23 protein-coding genes are annotated in these 20,789 nt (G+C 58.5%); 11 read left to right on the plus strand and 12 right to left on the minus strand.

What is annotated here, in order from left to right; all coding sequences use genetic code 11:
* Positions 1 to 110: 110 nt before the first annotated feature.
* From groL to ACR0MV_RS11635, 3 genes are all read right to left on the minus strand, one after another.
* Positions 111 to 1,751, minus strand: coding sequence for a chaperonin GroEL (gene groL / locus ACR0MV_RS11625; RefSeq protein ID WP_480702223.1), 1,641 nt, complete (start codon positions 1,749 to 1,751; stop codon positions 111 to 113).
* Positions 1,752 to 1,806: 55 nt separating this feature from the next.
* The gene (gene groES / locus ACR0MV_RS11630; RefSeq protein WP_170423103.1) at positions 1,807 to 2,094 is read right to left on the minus strand and encodes a co-chaperone GroES; all 288 of its coding nucleotides are present in this window, start codon (positions 2,092 to 2,094) and stop codon (positions 1,807 to 1,809) included.
* A 152-nt stretch (positions 2,095 to 2,246) separates the two neighbouring features.
* On the minus strand, positions 2,247 to 2,921 hold the full coding sequence (locus ACR0MV_RS11635; protein ID WP_480702224.1) for a DUF2161 domain-containing phosphodiesterase: 675 nt from the start codon (positions 2,919 to 2,921) through the stop codon (positions 2,247 to 2,249).
* A gap of 115 nt (positions 2,922 to 3,036) precedes the next feature.
* Between ACR0MV_RS11635 and ACR0MV_RS11640 the strand changes: the two genes are divergently transcribed.
* From ACR0MV_RS11640 to ACR0MV_RS11675, 8 genes are all read left to right on the plus strand, one after another.
* Positions 3,037 to 4,017, plus strand: coding sequence for a TraB/GumN family protein (locus ACR0MV_RS11640; protein WP_480702225.1), 981 nt, complete (start codon positions 3,037 to 3,039; stop codon positions 4,015 to 4,017).
* 105 nt (positions 4,018 to 4,122) lie between these two features.
* A complete protein-coding gene (locus ACR0MV_RS11645) occupies positions 4,123 to 5,043 on the plus strand; it encodes a manganese-dependent inorganic pyrophosphatase (protein WP_170423109.1) in 921 nt (306 codons plus the stop codon).
* 116 nt (positions 5,044 to 5,159) lie between these two features.
* Complete coding sequence (locus ACR0MV_RS11650) at positions 5,160 to 6,230, plus strand: DUF389 domain-containing protein (RefSeq protein WP_170423111.1); 1,071 nt, start codon at positions 5,160 to 5,162, stop codon at positions 6,228 to 6,230.
* 107 nt (positions 6,231 to 6,337) lie between these two features.
* Complete coding sequence (locus ACR0MV_RS11655; RefSeq protein ID WP_480702226.1) at positions 6,338 to 7,213, plus strand: HAD family hydrolase; 876 nt, start codon at positions 6,338 to 6,340, stop codon at positions 7,211 to 7,213.
* Between the two features lie 100 nt (positions 7,214 to 7,313).
* A complete protein-coding gene (locus tag ACR0MV_RS11660) occupies positions 7,314 to 7,757 on the plus strand; it encodes a MaoC family dehydratase (RefSeq protein WP_480702227.1) in 444 nt (147 codons plus the stop codon).
* Between the two features lie 204 nt (positions 7,758 to 7,961).
* Positions 7,962 to 8,894 carry a bifunctional riboflavin kinase/FAD synthetase gene (locus tag ACR0MV_RS11665; protein WP_480702228.1) on the plus strand — a complete coding sequence of 311 codons (933 nt, stop codon included), beginning with the start codon at positions 7,962 to 7,964 and terminating at the stop codon, positions 8,892 to 8,894.
* Positions 8,891 to 9,364, plus strand: coding sequence for a YcgN family cysteine cluster protein (locus ACR0MV_RS11670; protein WP_170423120.1), 474 nt, complete (start codon positions 8,891 to 8,893; stop codon positions 9,362 to 9,364). The genes ACR0MV_RS11665 and ACR0MV_RS11670 overlap by 4 nt, the downstream gene beginning before the upstream one ends.
* Entirely contained in the window at positions 9,364 to 10,398 is a 1,035-nt protein-coding gene (locus ACR0MV_RS11675) for a threonine aldolase family protein (protein ID WP_480702229.1), read from the plus strand. The genes ACR0MV_RS11670 and ACR0MV_RS11675 overlap by 1 nt, the downstream gene beginning before the upstream one ends.
* A 36-nt stretch (positions 10,399 to 10,434) precedes the next feature.
* On the opposite strand, the gene ACR0MV_RS11680 is transcribed toward ACR0MV_RS11675, so the two are convergent.
* Together ACR0MV_RS11680 and ACR0MV_RS11685 are read right to left on the minus strand one after the other, a co-directional pair.
* The gene (locus ACR0MV_RS11680; protein ID WP_480702230.1) at positions 10,435 to 11,247 is read right to left on the minus strand and encodes an alpha/beta fold hydrolase; all 813 of its coding nucleotides are present in this window, start codon (positions 11,245 to 11,247) and stop codon (positions 10,435 to 10,437) included.
* Positions 11,244 to 11,846, minus strand: a complete 603-nt coding sequence (locus ACR0MV_RS11685; RefSeq protein ID WP_480702231.1) for a DsbA family protein — start codon at positions 11,844 to 11,846, stop codon at positions 11,244 to 11,246. Before ACR0MV_RS11685 ends, ACR0MV_RS11680 begins: the two co-directional genes overlap by 4 nt.
* 108 nt (positions 11,847 to 11,954) lie before the next feature.
* Here ACR0MV_RS11685 and ACR0MV_RS11690 point away from each other — a divergent pair, with 108 nt between their 5' ends.
* Both ACR0MV_RS11690 and rpiB read left to right on the plus strand, forming a co-directional pair.
* The gene (locus ACR0MV_RS11690; protein ID WP_170423128.1) at positions 11,955 to 12,974 is read left to right on the plus strand and encodes a ribose-phosphate pyrophosphokinase; all 1,020 of its coding nucleotides are present in this window, start codon (positions 11,955 to 11,957) and stop codon (positions 12,972 to 12,974) included.
* A gap of 60 nt (positions 12,975 to 13,034) precedes the next feature.
* Positions 13,035 to 13,484, plus strand: coding sequence for a ribose 5-phosphate isomerase B (rpiB, locus tag ACR0MV_RS11695; protein ID WP_480702232.1), 450 nt, complete (start codon positions 13,035 to 13,037; stop codon positions 13,482 to 13,484).
* Between the two features lie 49 nt (positions 13,485 to 13,533).
* On the opposite strand, the gene ACR0MV_RS11700 is transcribed toward rpiB, so the two are convergent.
* From ACR0MV_RS11700 to ACR0MV_RS11730, 7 genes are all read right to left on the minus strand, one after another.
* Complete coding sequence (locus ACR0MV_RS11700) at positions 13,534 to 13,884, minus strand: H-type lectin domain-containing protein (RefSeq protein ID WP_170423132.1); 351 nt, start codon at positions 13,882 to 13,884, stop codon at positions 13,534 to 13,536.
* 115 nt (positions 13,885 to 13,999) lie between these two features.
* Complete coding sequence (locus ACR0MV_RS11705) at positions 14,000 to 14,410, minus strand: F0F1 ATP synthase subunit epsilon (protein ID WP_170423134.1); 411 nt, start codon at positions 14,408 to 14,410, stop codon at positions 14,000 to 14,002.
* 12 nt (positions 14,411 to 14,422) lie between these two features.
* Positions 14,423 to 15,847, minus strand: coding sequence for a F0F1 ATP synthase subunit beta (gene atpD / locus ACR0MV_RS11710; RefSeq protein WP_170423135.1), 1,425 nt, complete (start codon positions 15,845 to 15,847; stop codon positions 14,423 to 14,425).
* Positions 15,848 to 15,865: 18 nt separating this feature from the next.
* On the minus strand, positions 15,866 to 16,741 hold the full coding sequence (locus ACR0MV_RS11715) for a F0F1 ATP synthase subunit gamma (RefSeq protein ID WP_170466770.1): 876 nt from the start codon (positions 16,739 to 16,741) through the stop codon (positions 15,866 to 15,868).
* A gap of 15 nt (positions 16,742 to 16,756) precedes the next feature.
* On the minus strand, positions 16,757 to 18,295 hold the full coding sequence (gene atpA, locus ACR0MV_RS11720) for a F0F1 ATP synthase subunit alpha (RefSeq protein ID WP_152459013.1): 1,539 nt from the start codon (positions 18,293 to 18,295) through the stop codon (positions 16,757 to 16,759).
* Positions 18,296 to 18,856: a F0F1 ATP synthase subunit delta gene (locus ACR0MV_RS11725; RefSeq protein ID WP_170466774.1), complete on the minus strand. Its 561-nt coding sequence runs from the start codon at positions 18,854 to 18,856 to the stop codon at positions 18,296 to 18,298. It lies immediately after the preceding gene.
* A gap of 311 nt (positions 18,857 to 19,167) precedes the next feature.
* Entirely contained in the window at positions 19,168 to 19,902 is a 735-nt protein-coding gene (locus ACR0MV_RS11730) for a class I SAM-dependent methyltransferase (RefSeq protein WP_170423142.1), read from the minus strand.
* A gap of 61 nt (positions 19,903 to 19,963) precedes the next feature.
* Between ACR0MV_RS11730 and gloB the strand changes: the two genes are divergently transcribed.
* Positions 19,964 to 20,731, plus strand: a complete 768-nt coding sequence (gloB, locus tag ACR0MV_RS11735; RefSeq protein WP_480702233.1) for a hydroxyacylglutathione hydrolase — start codon at positions 19,964 to 19,966, stop codon at positions 20,729 to 20,731.
* Positions 20,732 to 20,789: the final 58 nt, after the last annotated feature.

Genomic DNA, 20,789 nt, shown 5'->3' on the forward strand with positions numbered 1-20,789 from the left:
CCGGATGGCGACCCCACTGAATTGATTTGGGCTTTCCCTTTCGGCAGCCTGGCCTGAAGGCCAAGCGCCTGTCGGGGCCGTCAGAATTCGCCGAGGCGAATTCGACGTGCTTACATCATGCCGCCCATGCCGCCCATGTCGGGCATGCCGCCTGCAGCAGGTGCGTCTTTCTGCGGCTTGTCAGCAACCATTGCTTCGGTGGTGACCAGCAGGCCAGCAACCGATGCCGCATCTTCCAGAGCGGTACGGACAACTTTGGCCGGGTCGATCACGCCGAACGAGAACATGTCGCCATATTCTTCGGTCTGGGCGTTGAAGCCGAATGCTGCGTCAGCGGATTCACGGACTTTGCCCGCAACAACCGCGCCGTCAACACCTGCGTTCTCGGCGATCTGGCGCAGAGGCGCTTCGATTGCCTTACGAACGATGTTGATGCCTGCGTTCTGGTCAGCGTTTGCGCCTTCCAGCGTTTCCAGCGCTTTGCCGGCCTGAACCAGAGCAACACCGCCGCCTACAACAACGCCTTCCTGAACAGCAGCGCGAGTTGCGTTCAGAGCATCGTCCACACGGTCCTTACGCTCTTTCACTTCAACTTCGGTCATGCCGCCGACGCGGATAACAGCAACACCGCCTGCCAGCTTGGCAACGCGCTCTTGCAGCTTCTCACGGTCGTAGTCCGACGAGGTTTCTTCGATCTGAGTGCGGATCTGAGCAACACGTGCTTCGATCTCGGCTTTCTCGCCAGCACCGTCGACGATGGTGGTTTCGTCTTTGGTGATTTCGATCTTCTTGGCGGTGCCCAGCATGTCCATGGTGACGGACTCGAGCTTCATGCCCAGATCTTCGCTGATAACCTGACCGCCGGTCAGGATTGCGATGTCCTGCAGCATGGCTTTGCGACGATCGCCGAAGCCGGGTGCTTTGACAGCAGCAATTTTCAGGCCGCCGCGCAGTTTGTTGACAACCAGAGTTGCCAGCGCTTCGCCTTCAACGTCTTCCGCGATGATCAGCAGCGGCTTCTGCGACTGGATCACCTGCTCGAGCAGCGGAACCATCGGCTGCAGCGAGGACAGTTTCTTTTCGTGCAGCAGGATCATGCAGTCGTCGAGCTCTGCGATCATCTTGTCTGCATTGGTGACGAAGTAAGGCGACAGGTAGCCGCGGTCGAACTGCATACCTTCGACAACATCGGTCTCGGTTTCCAGACCTTTGTTTTCTTCGACGGTGATAACGCCTTCGTTGCCAACCTTCTGCATCGCGTCTGCAATCTGCTGGCCGATTTCGGCTTCGCCGTTGGCCGAGATGGTGCCAACCTGAGCAACTTCAGCCGAGTCTTTGACTTCGCGCGACGCGTCTTTGATGCCTTCAACAACCTTGGCGGTTGCCAGGTCGATGCCGCGCTTCAGGTCCATCGGGTTCAGGCCAGCTGCAACCTGCTTCAGACCTTCGCGAACGATGGCTTGAGCCAGAACGGTTGCGGTGGTGGTGCCGTCACCGGCTTCGTCATTGGTGCGGCTGGCGACTTCTTTCACCATCTGCGCGCCCATGTTTTCGAACTTGTCTTCCAGTTCGATTTCCTTGGCAACCGAAACACCGTCTTTGGTGATGCGCGGTGCGCCGAAGGATTTGTCCAGAACCACGTTGCGGCCTTTGGGGCCCAGGGTCACTTTAACAGCATCGGCCAGGATGTTTACGCCTGCCAGCATGCGGTTACGGGCATCGGTGTCGAACTTGACGTCCTTTGCAGCCATGTCGTTTCTCCTTGAGAAAATGTATTGTGATGAAGATCAGAGAAAGCGGGTTCGCTTACTCGATGATCCCCATGATGTCGCTTTCTTTCATCATCAGCAGCTCTTCGCCGTCGACCTGAACCTCGGTGCCCGACCATTTGCCGAACAGGATCTTGTCGCCAGCTTTTACAGCCATTGCGATCAGCTCGCCGCTGTCCTTGCGCGCGCCTTCACCGGTTGCAACGACTTCGCCTTCGCTGGGCTTTTCTTTTGCGCTGTCGGGAATGATCAGGCCGCCTGCGGTTTTCTCTTCGCTTTCAACGCGACGAACCAGCACACGGTCATGAAGCGGTTTCAATGCCATCTTTGCAGCTCCTTGGGCTCAAAGTTTATTAATCCTCCCCTCGCCAGTCGGCGAGGTGTTAGCACTCGGGTATTGAGAGTGATAACGACGCATAGCTAGGAGGTCGCAAACCCCGAGTCAACAAGCTGTGATGGATTTTTTGGCAAATTGGCTCAGTCCGGCTGATCCCAGCTATAGGCCCAATGTTTCAGGCCTTCCTGCCCTGCTTCGGTCAGACCATAGATGCCCTTTTCGACCTTTTCGAACCAACCGTAGTGATTTTCCCGCATCAGCCGCGTGGCAGCGGATACGCCGGTCGCATGCGCGACCTCGGCACCTTTGGTCGCTCCGTTTTCGGCCAGATGTGCCGCGCACCGAAGGGCATCCTGACGGTAGGCCGTCACGATCCCATGCCGCGTTGCACCGCCTGCGTTGGGGTCACCTTCCAACCGATCGAATTCGCGCAACAGGCGCGCAGCTTTTACCTTGTTCTTGCGGGGCGCGTAGGGTCCGGGGTCGCATTGCACCTCGACCGCGCCGTCGGCCCGCACGGTGATCAAACCAATCCCCAGCCTTCGGCATAACGCGAGATTGTCCTTGAGCGCCCGCCGAGCCGTTTTCCCCTTGGGCTTGCATACGCCGATGTAAACCTGATCGGTCACCTTCAGCCGTGTGATCGCCTGATGGAACAAAGCCAGTGAAAACCTCAGCTTCAACTCGACAATCACGGGGTCTTCCCCCTCGCGCACGGCGACAATATCGGCCGCGCCGACCTCGCCTTTGACGGTATAGCCCTGACGCTCTAACAGCGCCTTGATCGGGGGGTAGAGATCCTGCTCACGCTCCATTGCGCCATGCTATGCAAAATTGCCGCGAATGCCAGACATCACCTGCGCCCGTCTTGATCACGCCGCTACGCCAAGGCAATGTCGCACCGATGTAGAAGTTTTCGGGATGGACCTGATGCGCCTGTTCGCCTTGCTGATTTTCCTGTTTCTGCCCGCGACCCTGCACGCCGCTTGCGAGGGGCAAGACCTGCGGCCGAACCTCAGCGCCGAAGTGCGGGCAGAACTGCAAAAGACGGTTGCCGACATTCCTTTTCCCGAAGGCAACCACTGGATCGCAACCAAAGGCGACACTGTCCTGCACCTGATCGGAACGCTGCATGCCAATGATCCGCGGATGGATGCTGTGGTCGAGCGGTTGATGCCAACACTGGAACAAGCGGACGCGTTTTATTTTGAAGTCACACAGGACGAAATGGATGCGTTCGAGAAGGATCTGGCCAATGACATGAGCCCGATCATGATCACCTCGGGTCCCAGCCTGATCGACCTGATGTCCGAGGATGATTGGTCAGCCCTGTCAGGAGGGCTGTCGGAACGCGGCATTCCTGCTTGGATGGCGGCCCAGATGCGACCCTGGTTCCTAAGTATGATGCTGGGCATCCCCGCATGCATGATGCATGATCCGGATGCCAGCCATGGCATGGACGCCCGCCTGAACGATCTGGCCGCCGATTTGAACATCCCGCAATACTCGCTGGAACAGATTACCGACCTGATGGCCATGTTCGATAGCCACCCGATCGAAAAGCAGGTGCAATCCCTCGTGCGGATGGCCGGTGCTTTGGGCGGCAGCGAGGATCAATTGGCGACGATGGCGAATGCCTATCTGGAAGAAAAGCATGTCGAGATCATTCAACTGGCCCGCATTCAGGGGCTGGAAGAGTCAGGGTTGACGCCCGAGGAATTCGACGCGGAATGGGACAGTTTCGAACAGCAATTGCTGGTCGAGCGGAACGCCAACTGGATGCAGCATATCCTGGACATTCAAGACCAGACCGCCGTGATCGCGGTCGGTGCCGGACATCTGGGGGGTGACCATGGCTTGCTGAACCTTCTGCAACAAGCCGGTTACGATCTGTCGCGCGCGCCGTTTTGATCCCTGCCAATTCAGACCAACCGTCGCAGCGTACATACTGCCGGGTGACAACCCCTGCGCACCGCCCTATAAGGCGCGCGAAATGATCATCCTCAGGACGCTGACATGACAACGCTCGTATTTGGCCACAAATCTCCCGACACCGACTCCACAGGCTCGCCGATCCTGTGGTCGTGGTACCTGAACGAAATCAAAGGCGAACAGGCCGAGCCCGTTCTGCTGGGCGAACCCAACACAGAAGCGGCGTTCCTGCTGCAACGCTGGGACCTGCCCAAGCCGCGCATCATCGAAGATGTCGACGCGGACGCCCCTGTCGTCATCGTCGACACCAACAACCCGGCCGAACTGCCCGCCAGCATCAACAGCGCCGATATCCGCGCCATCATCGACCACCACAAACTGGTCGGCGGTCTGGAAACCAAAGGCCCGATCGACATCACCGTTCGCCCTCTGGCCTGCACCGCGACCATCATGATGGACCTGATCGGTGATGATGCCGCCAAGATGCCAGAAGCCATCAAAGGCGCGGCGCTGACCTGCATTCTGTCCGATACTCTGGAATTCCGCTCGCCCACCACCACCGCACATGACCGTGCCGTGGCCGAGAAATTGGCAGCGGATCTGGGTCTGGACGTCTCGGCTTATGCTGCCGATATGTTTGCGGCGAAATCGGATGTGTCCTCGTTCTCGGATGCCGAACTGATCCGCATGGACAGCAAAGAGTACGAAGTGGACGGCACCAAGTTCCGTGTGTCGGTTCTGGAAACCACCGCCCCCGGCGTTGTGCTGGACCGCAAGGCCAGCCTGGCAGACTCGATGGTCGACGTCGCCAAGGAAGACGGCGTTGATCAGGTCCTTTTGTTCGTCGTCGACATCCTGAACGAAGAAGCCACTCTTCTGGTGCCTAATGATCTGGTCAAAGGCGTGGCCGAAAAGAGCTTTGGCGCAAGCGTTGATGGCGACGCCGTGGTCCTTCCCGGGATCATGAGCCGCAAGAAACAGATCATCCCGAACCTCAAAGTCTGATCTGTCCAGATATTCAAAACGAAAGGCGCCTATCCGGGCGCCTTTTTCATTGTTTTGCGCAATTCGCATCTGTTGCTAGTCTGATTGCAAAAGCCAATCAGGGTCAGACAACATTTATGAGTTCCCGCAAGTTCAGCACCACACGCGATATTCTCAGATTTGAAGGAACGGACAAGGCCGCCTATTGGCGACGGTTTGCAATGCTGCTGACGTTATCCGTCGTGATTGCCACGATGGGCATGCTGCGGAACTCCGGTGCGGTGGTCATTGCCGCGATGCTGGTCGCCCCTTTGATGACTCCGATCCTTGGCGTGGCCGCATCGATGGTCATGGGATGGCTTGGCCGGGCCTTCAAGCTGGCCCTGATCGTCTGTGGTGCAGCAGTGATAAGTGTCTTTCTCGCATGGTTTCTGGTCTATGTCGCGGACGTGCCACGCGGCATCCTGATCCCCGATCAGGTTCTGGCCCGAACGGACCCCGGCACCGAAGATCTGATCGTCGCCCTGGCCGCCGGAGTGGCCGGAGCCTATGTTCAGATCAACCGATCCGAGGCCAGCCTGCTGCCCGGAGCTGCCATCGGTGTTTCGTTGGTACCGCCCCTGTCTGCCTCGGGTGTTTTGTTGTATTTCGGCGAACCGGCCGAGGCCTATGAGGCCGGATTGCTGTTCGCCACCAACCTCGGCGCGATCATCCTGTCCGCTTGCGCGGTATACATCGTGTACGCGGCGCGGGCCGTAGCCTTCAGCAAGGGTCGTCGCAAACTGAATTTCACCGCAAGCGTGGTGGTGACGCTCGCGTTTTTGGCCTTTGTTGTCCTGCAACTCGGCAAATCCACCTACAACCGATATCTGGAAACCCGAACCGAAGCACATCTGGCGCAGACGATCCGGGACTGGGCGGATCCGGTGTCCGTCGAGGTGATCCGAGTGGACGTGAATGCCAAACGCAAACACGCCGATATCTGGCTGATCGTGGACCTTCCGATCGAAGCGGCATTCAAGGTCTCCTCGATTGCCGGCCTGCTTCCAGAAACCCTGCGGGAGACACCATTGGTCGATGTGCTGAGGGATGAGCTAGGCCCGGGCTACAAGGTTATTGTTCGGTTCCAGAATAGGATCGGCGCCCAAGTCATTCTGGGCACCGAGAACGTGCAGCAAGCGCCGGATGTCGAGGAAATCAACGAATAGCGCCCAAGTGCTGCCTTTGTTGGCTCGCGAAACAGATTGCGGGATGGTCAACGGGCAAAAGCTTTGCCATAGCTGTGGCAACTCTGACTTCAGATCCCGAGGCCCCCATGACCCAGATCATCCATGCGCTTTCCGAGATTTCAGGCCGCTACAAGGCGCTGTTCGTCGACCTGTGGGGTTGCGTTCACAACGGCATCACCGCCTACCCCGAGGCCGTCGCCGCGTTGAAAGCCTATCGCGCACAAGGCGGGATCGTCGTGTTGGTCACGAACTCTCCGAAACCGCGGGCAGGTGTGGCCGAACAGTTGGGGCAGTTCAATGTGCCTGCTGACACCTACGACACCATCGCCACAAGCGGAGACTCGGCACGATCCGCGATGTTCCGCGGAGCCGTCGGCCACAAGGTCTATTTCATGGGAGAGTGGGAACGTGATGCCGGGTTCTTTGAACCTCTGAAACTGCTTCACCACCCGATCCACATCGAACGCGTCCCGCTGGACGAGGCCGAAGGCATTGTATGCTGCGGGCCATTCGACCCGATGGCGGACCCTGCGGTGAACCGCCCCGATTTTCTGTATGCCAAGCAAAAAGGAATGAAACTGCTCTGCGCCAATCCCGACATCGTCGTGGACCGGGGCGAAGTACGCGAGTGGTGCGCAGGCGCGTTGGCCAGGCTGTACACCGAGATGGGCGGAGAGAGCCTGTACTTCGGAAAACCCCACCCGCCGATCTATGATCTGGCGCGGCGCAGGCTGCAGGAACTGGGCCACGACATCCCCGATGGGGACATTCTGGTGATCGGCGACGGCCCTCATACCGACATTCTGGGCGGTATGGGAGAAGGCATTGATTCTCTGTTTATCTCGGGCGGGTTGGCTGCTGCGGAAACAAAAACTGAGCACCATCCGCACGAAGAATCTCTAAGCGATTATATTGCAAGGGAAAATATCAATCCGACATATACAATCGGCCGGTTGAGATAGTCAGAAAAGACTTGATTTTCTGCAGTTGCGAAGTAATAAAGTTGCCAAACGAGGGCAGCTTGCGTTTTTTTGTTGCCCGCTGAAATCGAGTGAGGGCGATATGTTGGATAACCTTCCACGCGGCACGATCTGTATTGAAGACATCGAAATGGGCATGACCCGCCACCTGCGCAAAGTGGTGACTGACGAAGACATCGAGATGTTCGCGCAGGTTTCAACGGACCGGAATCCGGTTCATCTGGACGACGATTATGCCCGCGACACGATTTTCGAAGGGCGCATTGCCCACGGGATGCTGACCGCAGGTCTGATCTCGGCCGTTATTGGCGAGCAACTTCCTGGCCATGGAACAGTTTACATGGGGCAATCGCTGAAGTTTCTGGCCCCTGTGCGCCCCGGCGACATGGTCTATGCCGAGGTCAAAGTGATCGACATCGACTTTGCCAAGCGCCGGGTCAAGCTGGACTGCCACTGCTCGGTCGACGACAAGAAAGTACTGGTGGGTGAGGCGATGGTCCTGGCCCCGTCCCGCAAGTTCGACTGAGCTCTCTTCCAGAGAAACCCCAAAGGCGCCAATCGCGGCGCCTTTTTTGTTGCCCAGACATCCGATGCGCCGCCCACGCGCATTCGCCGTATGACCAGCGAAGGAAACGTTCTGTTGGTCCCTGAACGTCAAAGCGAGGCAAGGTAATACTCCGACGGCAATCAGGTGCTTGAACCCGGCCTTCAGTCCCGCTAGGCAAGCTGCATGCAGATCATCCGGGATTTCCAGTTTGTCGAGCCAGAAGACCGCGGTGCCAGTGTGGCCATCGGGAACTTTGATGGCATTCACGTCGGGCATCAGTCGGTCATCGAACTGGCGCGCAGCGTTGATCCGGATGCACCGCTGGGTGTGTTGACGTTCGAGCCGCATCCACGGGAATACTTCGCCCCGGCCGCCCCACCCTTTCGTCTGATGCGAGACACCGCGCGCGCGCACCGGCTGGAAAAACTGGGCGTCGAAAAGTTGTACGAGCTGCCCTTCAACGCATCCCTCGCAGGGCTGAGCCCCGAAGAGTTTGCGCGCAATGTTATTTGTGACGGTCTCGGCCTGTCGCACGTCGTTGTCGGTGCCGATTTCTGTTTCGGCAAACGGCGCAGTGGCACTGCCGAGGATTTGGTCCGGTTCGGCAAAGAGATGGGGTTTGGCGTCACCATCGCGCCTTTGATGGAGCGGTCCGATGACGTCGTCTCATCGACTGCGATCCGCAAGGCTCTGACCGATGGCCGCCCCCGCGATGCCGCCGCCATGCTGGGCCACTGGCACCGGATCGAAGGTGAGGTGATCGGCGGAGAACAACGCGGTCGAGAGCTGGGTTTTCCGACCGCCAATATGTCCATCGAAGGATTACATCCGCCGAAATTCGGCGTCTATGCGGTGCTGGTGGACGTTTTGGACGGGCCGCATCAGGGCAGTTATCACGGCGCAGCCTCGGTCGGTGTACGGCCTATGTTCAACGGTGAAATCCCGAATATCGAAACCTTCTTATTCGATTTTTCGGGTGATCTTTATGGCTCGACATTGTCGGTCGGTTTGGTCGACTACCTGCGGCCCGAGATGACATTCGATGGACTGGACGGCCTGATCGCGCAAATGGATACCGATTGTGACAAGGCCCGCGCGCTGCTGGCTGCGCTATGACCGCCGACCCGATCGATCGCGGCGGTCTGTCCCCACGGTTCTGGGAACGCAAACCGCTGACCAAAATGAATCAGCGCGAGTGGGAAGCACTGTGCGACGGCTGCGGCAAGTGCTGCCTGAACAAGCTTGAGGATGAGGATACCGGCGAGGTCGCTCTGACCTGCGTGGCCTGCCGTTTGCTGGACGATGAAACCTGCCGCTGCACGCAATATGACATCCGTCATCAGTTCGTGCCGGAATGTATCGTGATGAAGCCCGACAACATCGACGATCACGCTTATTGGTTGCCGCAAACCTGCGCCTACCGGCTGCTTTGGGAGGGGAAGCCACTTTACGACTGGCACCCCTTGATATCAGGTACGCCGGACAGCGTACACTCCGCCGGGATGTCAGTTCAGGGGCGCACGGTGTCCGAGTTCGAAACCCCCATGGAAGAATGGGAAGACTATATCATCGAGGAGCCAAGCTGATGTATTTCGCCTCTGACAATTCCGGCCCGGTTCATCCACAGGTCATGGCCGCGCTGAACGAGGCCAACCAAGGCTACCAGATGGCCTATGGCGCGGACACTCTGATGAATGAAGTGCGGGATCGCATTCGCGGCATCTTCGAGGCTTCGGGCGCGGCGGTCTATCTGGTCGCCACTGGAACGGCTGCGAACTCGCTGGCTTTGGCAACGCTGTCAAACCCATGGGAAACGGTGTTCTGTTCACCAGTCGCGCATATCCACGAAGACGAGTGCAATGCGCCTGAATTCTACACTGGTGCCAAGCTGACCTTGGTTCCGGGCGGGGACAAAATGACCCCCGAGGCGCTGCGCGGCGCAATTTTGGCCGAGGAGACGCGCGGCGTTCACGGACCTCAGCGCGGGCCGGTCTCAATCACGCAGGTGACCGAGCGCGGATCGGTTTACTCTCTGTCCGAATTGCAGGCCTTGTGCGGCGTCGCGAAGGAATACGGCTTGCCCGTGCATCTGGACGGTGCACGGTTCACCAACGCGCTGGTTGCCCTGAACTGTTCCCCGGCTGAAATGACGTGGAAAGCGGGTGTGGACGCGGTCAGCTTTGGCGGGACCAAGAATGGCCTGATGGGCGTTGAGGCGGTCGTTTTCTTTGACGAAGCGAAGGCCTGGGAGTTTGAGTTGCGCCGCAAGCGCGGTGCGCATTTGTTTTCCAAACATCGCTACCTGTCTGCTCAGATGGCCGCTTATCTGCAAGACGACCTGTGGCTGCAGATGGCCCGGCAAGCGAATGACAGCTGTGCTTATCTGGCCGATGGTTTGCGTGCCAAAGGTGCGACCTTTCTGCATGAACCGCAGGCCAACATGATCTTTGCACAGTTTTCCCGCGCTCGGCACAAGCAGCTGCACGAGGCGGGCGCGATCTACCACCTATGGGGCGCAGAACTGGACGGTTCGGATGACGACGAAGCGCTGGCGTGTCGATTGGTGTGCGACTGGTCGATTGGTCGAGATGACATAGACCGGTTTTTGACTCTGCTGTGAGCCAATTACCCGGCGCGAGCATTTCCAGCTCGCGCTTCAGGAAGACCTGCCCCAAAAGGATTGAATTACAGCCGCCGTCTTTTGCGGATGCGTGATCGGCAGCATATGCCCCGCGCCCGAAACAACACCCGTTTCGGCATGGGGCAACCTTCGGGCAAGGCCATCACCAATCGCCGGCATGATGGGATGCGACTCAGACCCGCTGAGGATCAGTACCGGCATAGTTGCTCGGCCCAGAACGCCCGCGTCCAATATCCCTTTGGTGTCTTTGAACAGCGCGTCGTCAACCGCTGGAACTACGTGAACTCCCCGAACCATGCCTGCGCGCGTTCGCTCAGGCAAATCCGGCCAGCGAGGGCCATCCTGAGCACCCCACATCCGGTTGAAAAGCCGAGCGGCTTTTTCCATGTCCCCTGACGCGAATGCGTCGGATACAGGTTTGGCCTCATCGTGATGCCGCCGCACAAGCTCGGGCGTGTCCCGAACGGCAATGGCAAAGAAAACGGGTTCAATCAGCACCGCGCTGCGAACGAGATGAGGGAACTCGACAGCTAAGCGCAAGGCGATCATCCCGCCAAAGGAATGGCCGATCAGGTCCATCGGCTCGGTCAATTGCGCCGCAGACAGCTTGGTCACGAGGTCGAACAGATCGCCACGCCCGTCCCAATCCGGGCTGCGCCCATGGGACGGCATGTCGGGCGCTGTCAACGTCGCTTCGCCATCCAGCGCAGACGCCAGCGCCGACCACGCCCCGGAATGCGCAATGGTGCAATGCAGGGCCAGCACTTTGCGCCCACCCTGCCCCAAGTTTCTTACGAATACGCTATCTTCCAGGGAGGTATCCCTCACCCTTTCATCTCCGACAGATGCTGGTCCAGATCCTCTAGCCGGTCCTGTCCCCAGAACCGCTGACCGTCCTCAGTGATGTAGAACGGTGCGCCAAAAACCCCACGATCGACCGCTTCTTCTAGATTGGCGGCATAGGTCTCGGCACCGACCAGCAATCCGCTATCAGCCAATCCCGGATCAAATCCCGATTGGGTCAGACAATCCCGGATCACGTCATCTTGGGCGATGTCTTTTTCCTCGGCCCAACAAGCCCGCACAAAGGAATGCGCCAGCTTGCCGACATCCCCCGATCCGTCCTTGATCGCTGCGATGATCGCATAAGAGGACGGTGCCGCGTTGGTCGGCCAATGCGCAGGTTGCAAGTTGAATTCCATACCCAACTTCTTCGACTGCCGCTGCAACTCCTGCGCCCGGTATTCGATGCGAGAGATATGACGGTCCTTGGGTGGCGCGCCCCCAGTGCGACCGAACAGGGCAACGATATCCAGCGGTTTATAGTTGATCGTCGCGCCGTGCTTCGCCGCAACCTCTTCCAGCCGCATGCCTGCCAGATAGGTATAGGGCGAGAGTGTCGCAAAATAGTAGTCAATCTGGGCCATGTGCACTTTCTCCGCTTGGTTATCTTTGCTGGACGGTAAGGCCATGCTAAGCGGTGTCAACATCACGAATCTGTCACATTTGCCATTGCTGCCCGGGGACCTCAGCCGATGCCGACACTCAACGAACCCAAGCTAATCGCTGGGAACGCTAACCTTCCTCTTGCCGAATCCATCTCGCGACGCATGAGCCTGTATCGCGGCGTCGATCAGAACCTGGTCGATGCGCGTGTTGAACGCTTCAACGACGGCGAGATCTTTGTCGAGGTATTCGAGAATGTGCGCGGCGAGGATATGTTCATCGTCCAGCCGACCTCGAATCCGGCCAACGACAACCTGATGGAGCTGCTGATCATTGCGGATGCGCTGCGCCGGTCGTCAGCTCAGCGGATTACGGCTGTGATCCCTTACTTCGGCTATGCGCGTCAGGATCGCCGCACCAAGGCCCGTACGCCCATTTCTGCGAAGCTGGTGGCCAACATGCTGACCGGCGCCGGGATCGAGCGGGTTCTGACCATGGATCTGCATGCGGCGCAGATCCAGGGCTTTTTCGATATTCCGGTGGACAACCTGTACGCCTCGCCGATCTTCGCTTTGGATGTGAAGCATCAGTTCCAGGACTGCCTGGATGAAATCATGGTGGTCTCGCCCGACGTCGGCGGCGTGGCGCGCGCGCGTGAGTTGGCCAAACGGATCGAAGCACCGCTATCGATCGTTGACAAGCGTCGCGAGAAGGCCGGTGAAGTGGCCGAGATGACCGTAATCGGTGACGTCAAAGACAAGATCTGCCTGATCGTGGACGACATGTGCGACACCGCTGGTACGCTCTGCAAGGCGGCGCAGGTGCTGCTGGATAATGGTGCGAAAGAGGTCCACTCGTACATCACGCATGGCGTCATGAGCGGCCCTGCCGTTGAACGAGTGACCAATTCGGTGATGAAATCGCTGGTCCTAACGGACACTATCCAGCCGACACCAGAAGTTGCCAAAGCCAAGAATATCCGGATTGTGCCAACCGCGCCGATTTTCACGCAGGCAATCCTAAACATCTGGAACGGCACAAGCGTCTCGTCGCTGTTCGAGGACAAGACACTGACACCGATCTACGAGTCGATGTACCATATGGACTGACCGAGTTGGGCGGCCCTTTAGCCGCCCTTTTTCGTCTACGCAACAACACAGGATGTTTCCGTGACAGCCTCAAAACGTATCGTTCTCTCCAGTGACCACGCAGCCATTGAACTTCGCCAAGCGGTCGCCAACCATATCGCCGCCAAAGGTTGGGAGGTCGTGGATATCGGCCCCAAAACACCCGAGAGCACGCATTACCCAATCCATGGTAAGGCCGCCGCACAGGCCGTCGCTTCGGGCGATTGCCAGATGGGGATCATCCTGTGCGGAACAGGTCAGGGCATCATGATGGCCGCGAACAAGGTTCCCGGCATCCGCTGCGGCGTGTGTTCCGATGCATTTTCGGCCCGCATGATCCGCGAACACAACAACGCCAACATGCTGTCCATCGGCGCGCGTGTTGTGGGTGAAGGTCAGGCGCTGGATATTGTCGACGCGTTTTTGGATGCCGAGTTCGAAGGCGGCCGCCATGCGACCCGTGTGGACATGATTGAGGGGCAAGACGGCTGAAACGTCGTTAACCCCAGTCAAACGACAGGGCCCCGATCGGGGCCCTTTTTTATGAGATGTCCCAGTCATCCTCATGCGCGACTTCGCCGATGGCGGTCCACGTCACCCGAATCCGCGCGATCCGTGTGTCCGACCACGTCCGAAACACCGCGCTGAAACTGTTTGCTGTGATCTCTTCTGCGCGCACCTCGGCCCGCAAAGCGGAAGACGTATCCACATCCCACAAAGACACGCCAACCTGAATCACCGGCGCGGATCTGAAAGGTTGGCTGAATGTGATGGTTGAACGGCGCTCGCGCGGGCCTTCTCCGGTCCACATGTCACCGCCATCGGCGAACTCGGAAAACAACACTGTCTCGCCCTGGTCAATGCCAATCGGGTGGGTTTTAAACGTCTTCATTCATTCGTCTTTATCAATGAATTCCGAAACCGTACCTCGGAAACTCGTTAAAATCACTAAAAAAAACGGCCCCGCATTGGCAGGGCCGTCTTCTATCTTTGGAATTGCGAGAACCTTACAGGCTCATATGCGTCCCAAGGGCTTCCATGTCGGCCAGCAGCTTGGCGGCGTCGTCGACGATGGTCTGATCATCGCCTTCCTTTGCCGCCTCGTGCGAGGCGCGGGCTTCGGCGATCATCTCGTCCAGATGCGAACGGGTCACTTCCGAAACCGGGATCGCCTTTTCGGCCAGAACCGACAGGCTGTCTCCGTTGATCTGGGCAAACCCACCGGTGACCAGGTATTCGCTGGAGCCTTCGGGTGCCTCGACCTTTAGGACGCCCGGGCGCAGCGTGGTAATGGTAGGGGCATGATCGGGCATTGCCGTCATGTCCCCGTCCGCGCCGGGAATCTGGACCGCGGTGGCCTCAAGCGAAGCTAGGCTCCGCTCGGGGCTGACGAGGTCGAATTGCATCGTGTTTGCCATCAGGGATACTCCTTAGGCGGCTTCTGCTGCCATCTTCTCGGCTTTGGCGATCACTTCTTCGATGCCGCCAACCATCAGGAAGGCCGCTTCGGGAAGGTGATCGTATTCGCCAGCGACAACCGCTTTGAACGACTCGATGGTCACATCCAGAGGCACCTGAACGCCCGGCGAACCGGTGAAAACTTCGGCCACGTCGAACGGCTGCGACAGGAAGCGTTCGATCTTACGGGCACGGGCCACGGTCAGTTTGTCCTCTTCCGACAGTTCGTCCATGCCAAGGATGGCGATGATGTCCTGCAGCGACTTGTAGCGCTGGAGGATCTGCTGAACGTCGGTCGCAACCTTGTAGTGCTCTTCACCAACGATGGCCGGGTCGAGCAGACGCGAGGTCGAGTCGAGCGGGTCAACCGCCGGGTAGATACCCTTTTCCGAGATCGCACGGTTAAGAACGGTGGTCGCGTCCAAGTGGGCGAACGAGGTTGCCGGCGCAGGGTCGGTAAGGTCGTCCGCAGGCACGTAGATCGCCTGCACGGACGTGATCGAGCCCGACTTGGTCGAGGTGATGCGTTCCTGCAGTGCGCCCATGTCGGTGGCCAGCGTCGGCTGGTAGCCCACCGCCGAAGGAATACGACCCAGCAGAGCCGAAACCTCGGAGCCCGCCTGCGTAAAGCGGAAGATGTTGTCAACGAAGAACAGAACGTCGGTACCGGACTGGTCGCGGAACTGCTCGGCCAGGGTCAGACCGGTCAGAGCAACACGTGCACGTGCTCCCGGAGGTTCGTTCATCTGACCGTAAACCAGGGCCACCTGCGATTCCGACAGGTTGTCCGGCTTGATCACGTTCGATTCGATCATCTCGTGGTACAGGTCGTTCCCTTCACGGGTCCGTTCACCAACACCCGCAAACACCGAGAAGCCCGAGTGCACTTTTGCGATGTTGTTGATCAGTTCCATGATCAGAACGGTTTTACCAACGCCGGCACCGCCGAACAGGCCGATCTTACCGCCTTTGGCGTAAGGGGCCAGCAGGTCAACAACCTTGATGCCGGTCACCAGGATTTCCGACTCGGTCGACTGTTCGTCGAACTCGGGTGCGGGCTGGTGGATCGCGCGGGTTTCGGTTGCTTCAACGTCGCCCTTTTCGTCGATCGGCTCGCCAACAACGTTCAGGATGCGGCCCAGAGTGGCGTTACCAACCGGAACCGAGATCGGTGCGCCGGTGTCGCTGACGGCCTCGCCGCGGACCAGACCTTCGGTCGCATCCATCGCGATGGTGCGGACGGTGTTTTCACCCAGGTGCTGAGCAACTTCCAACACCAGGCGCTTGCCGTTGTTGGTGGTTTCCAGCGCGTTCAGAATTTCAGGCAGCTGATCTTCGAAGTGCACGTCGACGACGGCCCCGATGATCTGTGTGACTTTGCCTTTTGCATTCGCCATGTTTCGTCTCCGGTTTTCTTACAGCGCTTCGGCGCCGGAAATAATTTCAATCAGCTCGTTGGTGATCACGGCCTGACGCGAGCGGTTGAACTGGATCGTCAGCTTGTCGATCATCTCACCCGCGTTGCGTGTCGCGTTGTCCATCGCGGACATCCGTGCACCCTGTTCAGACGCTCCGTTTTCGAGCAGAGCCGAGAAGATCGCGGTCGCAACCCCCTTGGGCAGCAGGTCGGCCAGAATGGCCTCTTCGCTGGGCTCGTAATCGAAGATGGCACCGCTGTCGTCACCCTCGGTTTCCTCGAACGAGGCGGGGATGACCTGCTGTGCCGTCGGGATCTGGGTCACAACGTTGACGAACTTCGAGTAGAAGATCGTGGCGACGTCGAACTCACCCGCGTCAAAGCGAGACAGGACGTCCTTGGCGATGTCTTGCGCGTTGTTGTATCCAATGCGCTTGACCTCACTCAGGTCGATATGTCCAACGAACAGATCGCCAAAATCACGCTTGAGCGCGTCGCGGCCCTTCTTGCCGACAGTCAAAACCTTGACTGTCTTGCCCTTCAGGCGCAGCTCTTCCGCCTTTTGGCGGGCCAGCTTGGCGATGTTCGAGTTGAAGCCGCCGCAGAGGCCGCGTTCAGCTGTCATGACAACCAGCAGATGGACATCATCACTGCCCGTACCTCGGAGCAGCTTGGGGGCGCTGTCGCTGCCCCCGACCGAAGCCGCCAGCCCCGCCATCACGGCATTGAACCGCTCGGCATAGGGACGCGAGGCTTCGGCAGATTCCTGGGCGCGGCGCAGTTTTGCAGCCGCGACCATCTGCATGGCCTTGGTGATCTTGCGGGTCGATTTGACCGACTCGATCCTGTTTTTAAGATCCTTAAGATTTGGCATATGCCCGCCTCTCCCTTAAGCGAAGGTTGCGGCGTATTCGTCCAGCGCAGCCTTGATCTTGTCGGAAGCGTCACCCTTGATCTTGGGATCTTCGTCCGTGATCCACTGAAGCAGATCCGCGTGTTTGCCACGCAGGTGCGCCAGCAGGCCAGCTTCGTAACGGCCAACGTCGGACACATCGATCTTGTCGAGGTAACCGTTGGTACCTGCAAAGATGACACAGACGATTTCAGCGTTGGTCAGCGGCGAGTACTGCGGCTGTTTCATCAGCTCGGTCAGACGCGCACCACGGTTCAGCAGCTGCTGGGTCGCGGCGTCAAGGTCGGAACCGAACTGCGCAAACGCAGCCATTTCGCGGTACTGAGCCAGCTCCAGCTTAACCGGACCGGCAACCGACTTCATCGAGTTGGTCTGAGCCGAAGAGCCCACACGCGAAACCGACAGACCGGTGTTCACAGCAGGACGGATGCCCTGGTAGAACAGTTCGGTTTCAAGGAAGATCTGGCCGTCGGTGATCGAGATCACGTTGGTCGGAATAAACGCCGAAACGTCACCACCTTGCGTTTCGATAACCGGCAGAGCGGTCAGCGAACCGGCACCGAAGTCTTCGTTCAGCTTCGCCGAACGTTCCAGCAGGCGCGAGTGGAGGTAGAAAACGTCGCCAGGATAGGCTTCACGTCCGGGCGGGCGACGCAGCAGCAGCGACATCTGACGATACGAAACAGCCTGTTTCGAAAGGTCATCATAGATGATCAGCGCGTGGCGGCCGTTGTCACGGAAGTATTCGGCCATCGCGGTTGCGGCGTAGGGTGCCAGGAACTGCATCGGTGCCGGGTCGGACGCGGTTGCGGCCACAACGATCGAGTATTCAATCGCACCGGATTCTTCCAGTTTCTTCACCAGCTGCGCAACGGTCGAACGCTTTTGACCGATCGCAACGTAAACGCAGTACAGTTTCTTCGACTCGTCGTCGCCTGCTGCGTCGTTGTAGGTTTTCTGGTTCAGGATCGCGTCCAGAGCAACGGCGGTTTTACCGGTCTGACGGTCACCAATGATCAGCTCACGCTGGCCACGGCCAATCGGGATCATCGCGTCAACCGATTTCAGGCCGGTTGCCATCGGCTCGTGAACCGATTTACGCGGGATGATGCCGGGGGCTTTAACGTCTGCAACGCCTCGCTTGGTCGCGTTGATCGGGCCTTTGCCGTCCAGCGGGTTGCCCAGACCGTCAACAACGCGGCCCAGCAGCTCGTCACCGATCGGAACGTCCACGATCGAGTTGGTGCGCTTGACGGTGTCACCTTCTTTGATGTCACGGTCGGAGCCGAAGATAACGACACCGACGTTGTCGCTTTCCAGGTTCAGAGCCATGCCCATGATGCCACCGGGGAATTCGACCATTTCACCCGCTTGCACATTGTCCAGGCCGTATACACGGGCAATCCCGTCACCGACGCTCAGCACGCGGCCGATCTCGGCCACTTCGGCTTCTTGACCAAAATTCTTGATCTGGTCCTTCAGGATTGCAGAAATCTCTGCAGCTTGGATTCCCATTTATCCGACCTCTTTCATTGCATTCTGTAGGGAGTTCAGCTTCGAACGGATCGAGCTATCGATCATTTTCGAGCCCACTTTAACGACAAGACCGCCGATGAGGCTTTCATCCACGGTCGCATTGATAGTCACGGTCTTGCCCACGCGCTCGGACAGCGTCTTGGACAGTTTTTCCATTTGCGTCTTGGTCAGCGCCTTGGCCGAGGCAACATCGGCAGTCACTTCGCCACGCTCGTCAGCCAGCATGTCGCGCAGAACCTGCACCAGTTGCGGCACAACGAACAGGCGGCGTTTCTGTGCCATCAGACCCAGCGTGTTGCGCAGGATGGCGTGCAGACCCATTTTGTCAGCGATTGCGGTAATGGCGCCTTCTTGTTCGGCGCGCGAAACCAGAGGCGATGAGATCAGGTCGCGCAGTTCGGCGCTTTCGCCCAATGCTGCTGCCAGATCGTTGATTCCGGTTTCCAGACCTGCGAGGTCATTATTCTCTTTGGCGATCTCAAAGATCGCGGTGGCATAGCGCTCGGCGATGCCTGTGGAAATCGAAGCTGGTTCGGACACGTCCACCCTTCCGATATTTTGGGCCCCGAATTCGCGTTGCGGCAGCTACCCCGGGGGCGTGAAGAAACCCCGGCCAGACGGTCGGGGATCAAAATCACCGGGGATGTAGCAGAGCCTAACCCAGCTAGCAACATATTATCACGGCAATAGGTTTATCCACAAAACATTATTTTTCAGTCACTTAGACAAGGTGCGACCCTTTTATCCGGCTGAGCAGGCCGAAAAATGTTACGAAACTGTAGGTTTTTGCGATTCCTGTGTCCTTTTTCCCTCATTTTTCTCGATTTGACGGGGGAAAGATGACGCGTATATCAGGCAGGCTTCAAAAGCCCATCAAGCGCTTTGATCGGGCGGCGCTCGGCCTCCTTCGTGACGTTGCCGCTGGGGGGACGGATATGCTTTGTCACTTCGACCATCAGAACACCGCCCGCCATTATGGTCGGCAAGCGCTGGCCGGTCTTTTCGATCAGACTGCCGGATTTCAGCCAAAACCGGCGGAAGGATGGCGGCAGGTACAGGGCCGAACAATGGCTTTCAGGGATGAAGTGATGCGCCTTAAGCTGATTTTCCAGCTGCGTTGCTGAATAGGGCCGACCAAAGCCGAACGGCGTTCGATCAGTCCGCGACCACAGCCCCGCCCGGTTTGGCACAATAAAGAATGCACGCCCCCCGGGGCCAAGGACACGCCAACATTCATTCAGCAATTGGCTGGGCCGCTGCGTTGTTTCAAGCCCATGCATCACGACCAGTTTGTCAACATGGCCGGTTTCGATCGGCCACAAGGTCTCTTCCGTCAGAACGGACACATTTGGCATCCCTGCGGGCCACGGCATGACCCCTTGGGGCCCCGGCATCAGCCCAATGACGCGCCGAGCATCCGCAAGGTAGGGGCGCAGCAGCGGTACTGCGAACCCAAAACCGACGACCGTTTGCCCCTTGGCCTCTGGCCATTGCTGGGTCAGGCGACCACGGATCGCAGCCTGCGCCGCACGCCCAAGGGTGCTGCGATAGTAGAAATTCCTCAAATCCTGCACATCAAGATGCATTGCAGACACCCGGTCAATCGGCTTAGCTGGGCGCAGTCTAGCAACGAAAGGGCAAAAGGCCATGCCTCTTGAGATCGTTACCATCCCATGTCTCAGCGATAACTACGCTTTTCTGGCGCATGACGCCGTTAGCGGCAACACCGCCCTTGTCGACGCGCCTGAGGCTGGTCCCATTCTGGCCGAGTTGGGCAAGCGTGGCTGGACGCTGACCCACGTCCTTTTGACGCACCACCACTGGGACCACGTGGATGGGTTGCCCGGCATTTTGGAAAAACACTCCGCCAAAGTGATCGGAGCCGCCGCAGACGCACACCGCCTGCCTCCGTTGGATCAAGAAGTCAGCGACGGTGATAGCTTCGAGTTCGGCGGCGAGCCGGTGCAGGTAATGGACGTTTCAGGCCATACGGTCGGCCACGTCGCTTATTACATGCCCCAAAGCGCGGTCGTGTTCACCGCTGACAGCCTGATGGCTTTGGGCTGTGGTCACCTGTTCGAAGGCACTGCACCGCAGATGTGGGCCTCGCTCAGCAAACTGGCGGCACTGCCTGATGGCACGCTGGTCTGTTCGGGACATGAGTATACCCAGTCCAACGCGAAATTCGCGATTACTGTGGACCCAGACAATGCCGCGCTGCAGCAACGCATGGCCGATATTGATCGTGCGCGGGCAGCAGGCGCACCCACTGTGCCGTCGACTCTGGCGCTGGAAAAGGCCACTAACCCCTTTCTTCGGGCAACGGATCCGGCGATTCAGGCGCATCTGGGAATGCAAAACGCCGACCCAGCGGAAGTTTTTGCAGAGATCAGGGCTAGAAAAGACCGCTTCTAATGCCCAAATTGCCCTCCTCACGGCCACGGTCACGTGAAATGTGACTGTCAAGTGAAAG

Source organism: Ruegeria sp. BC3, from assembly GCF_056539265.1.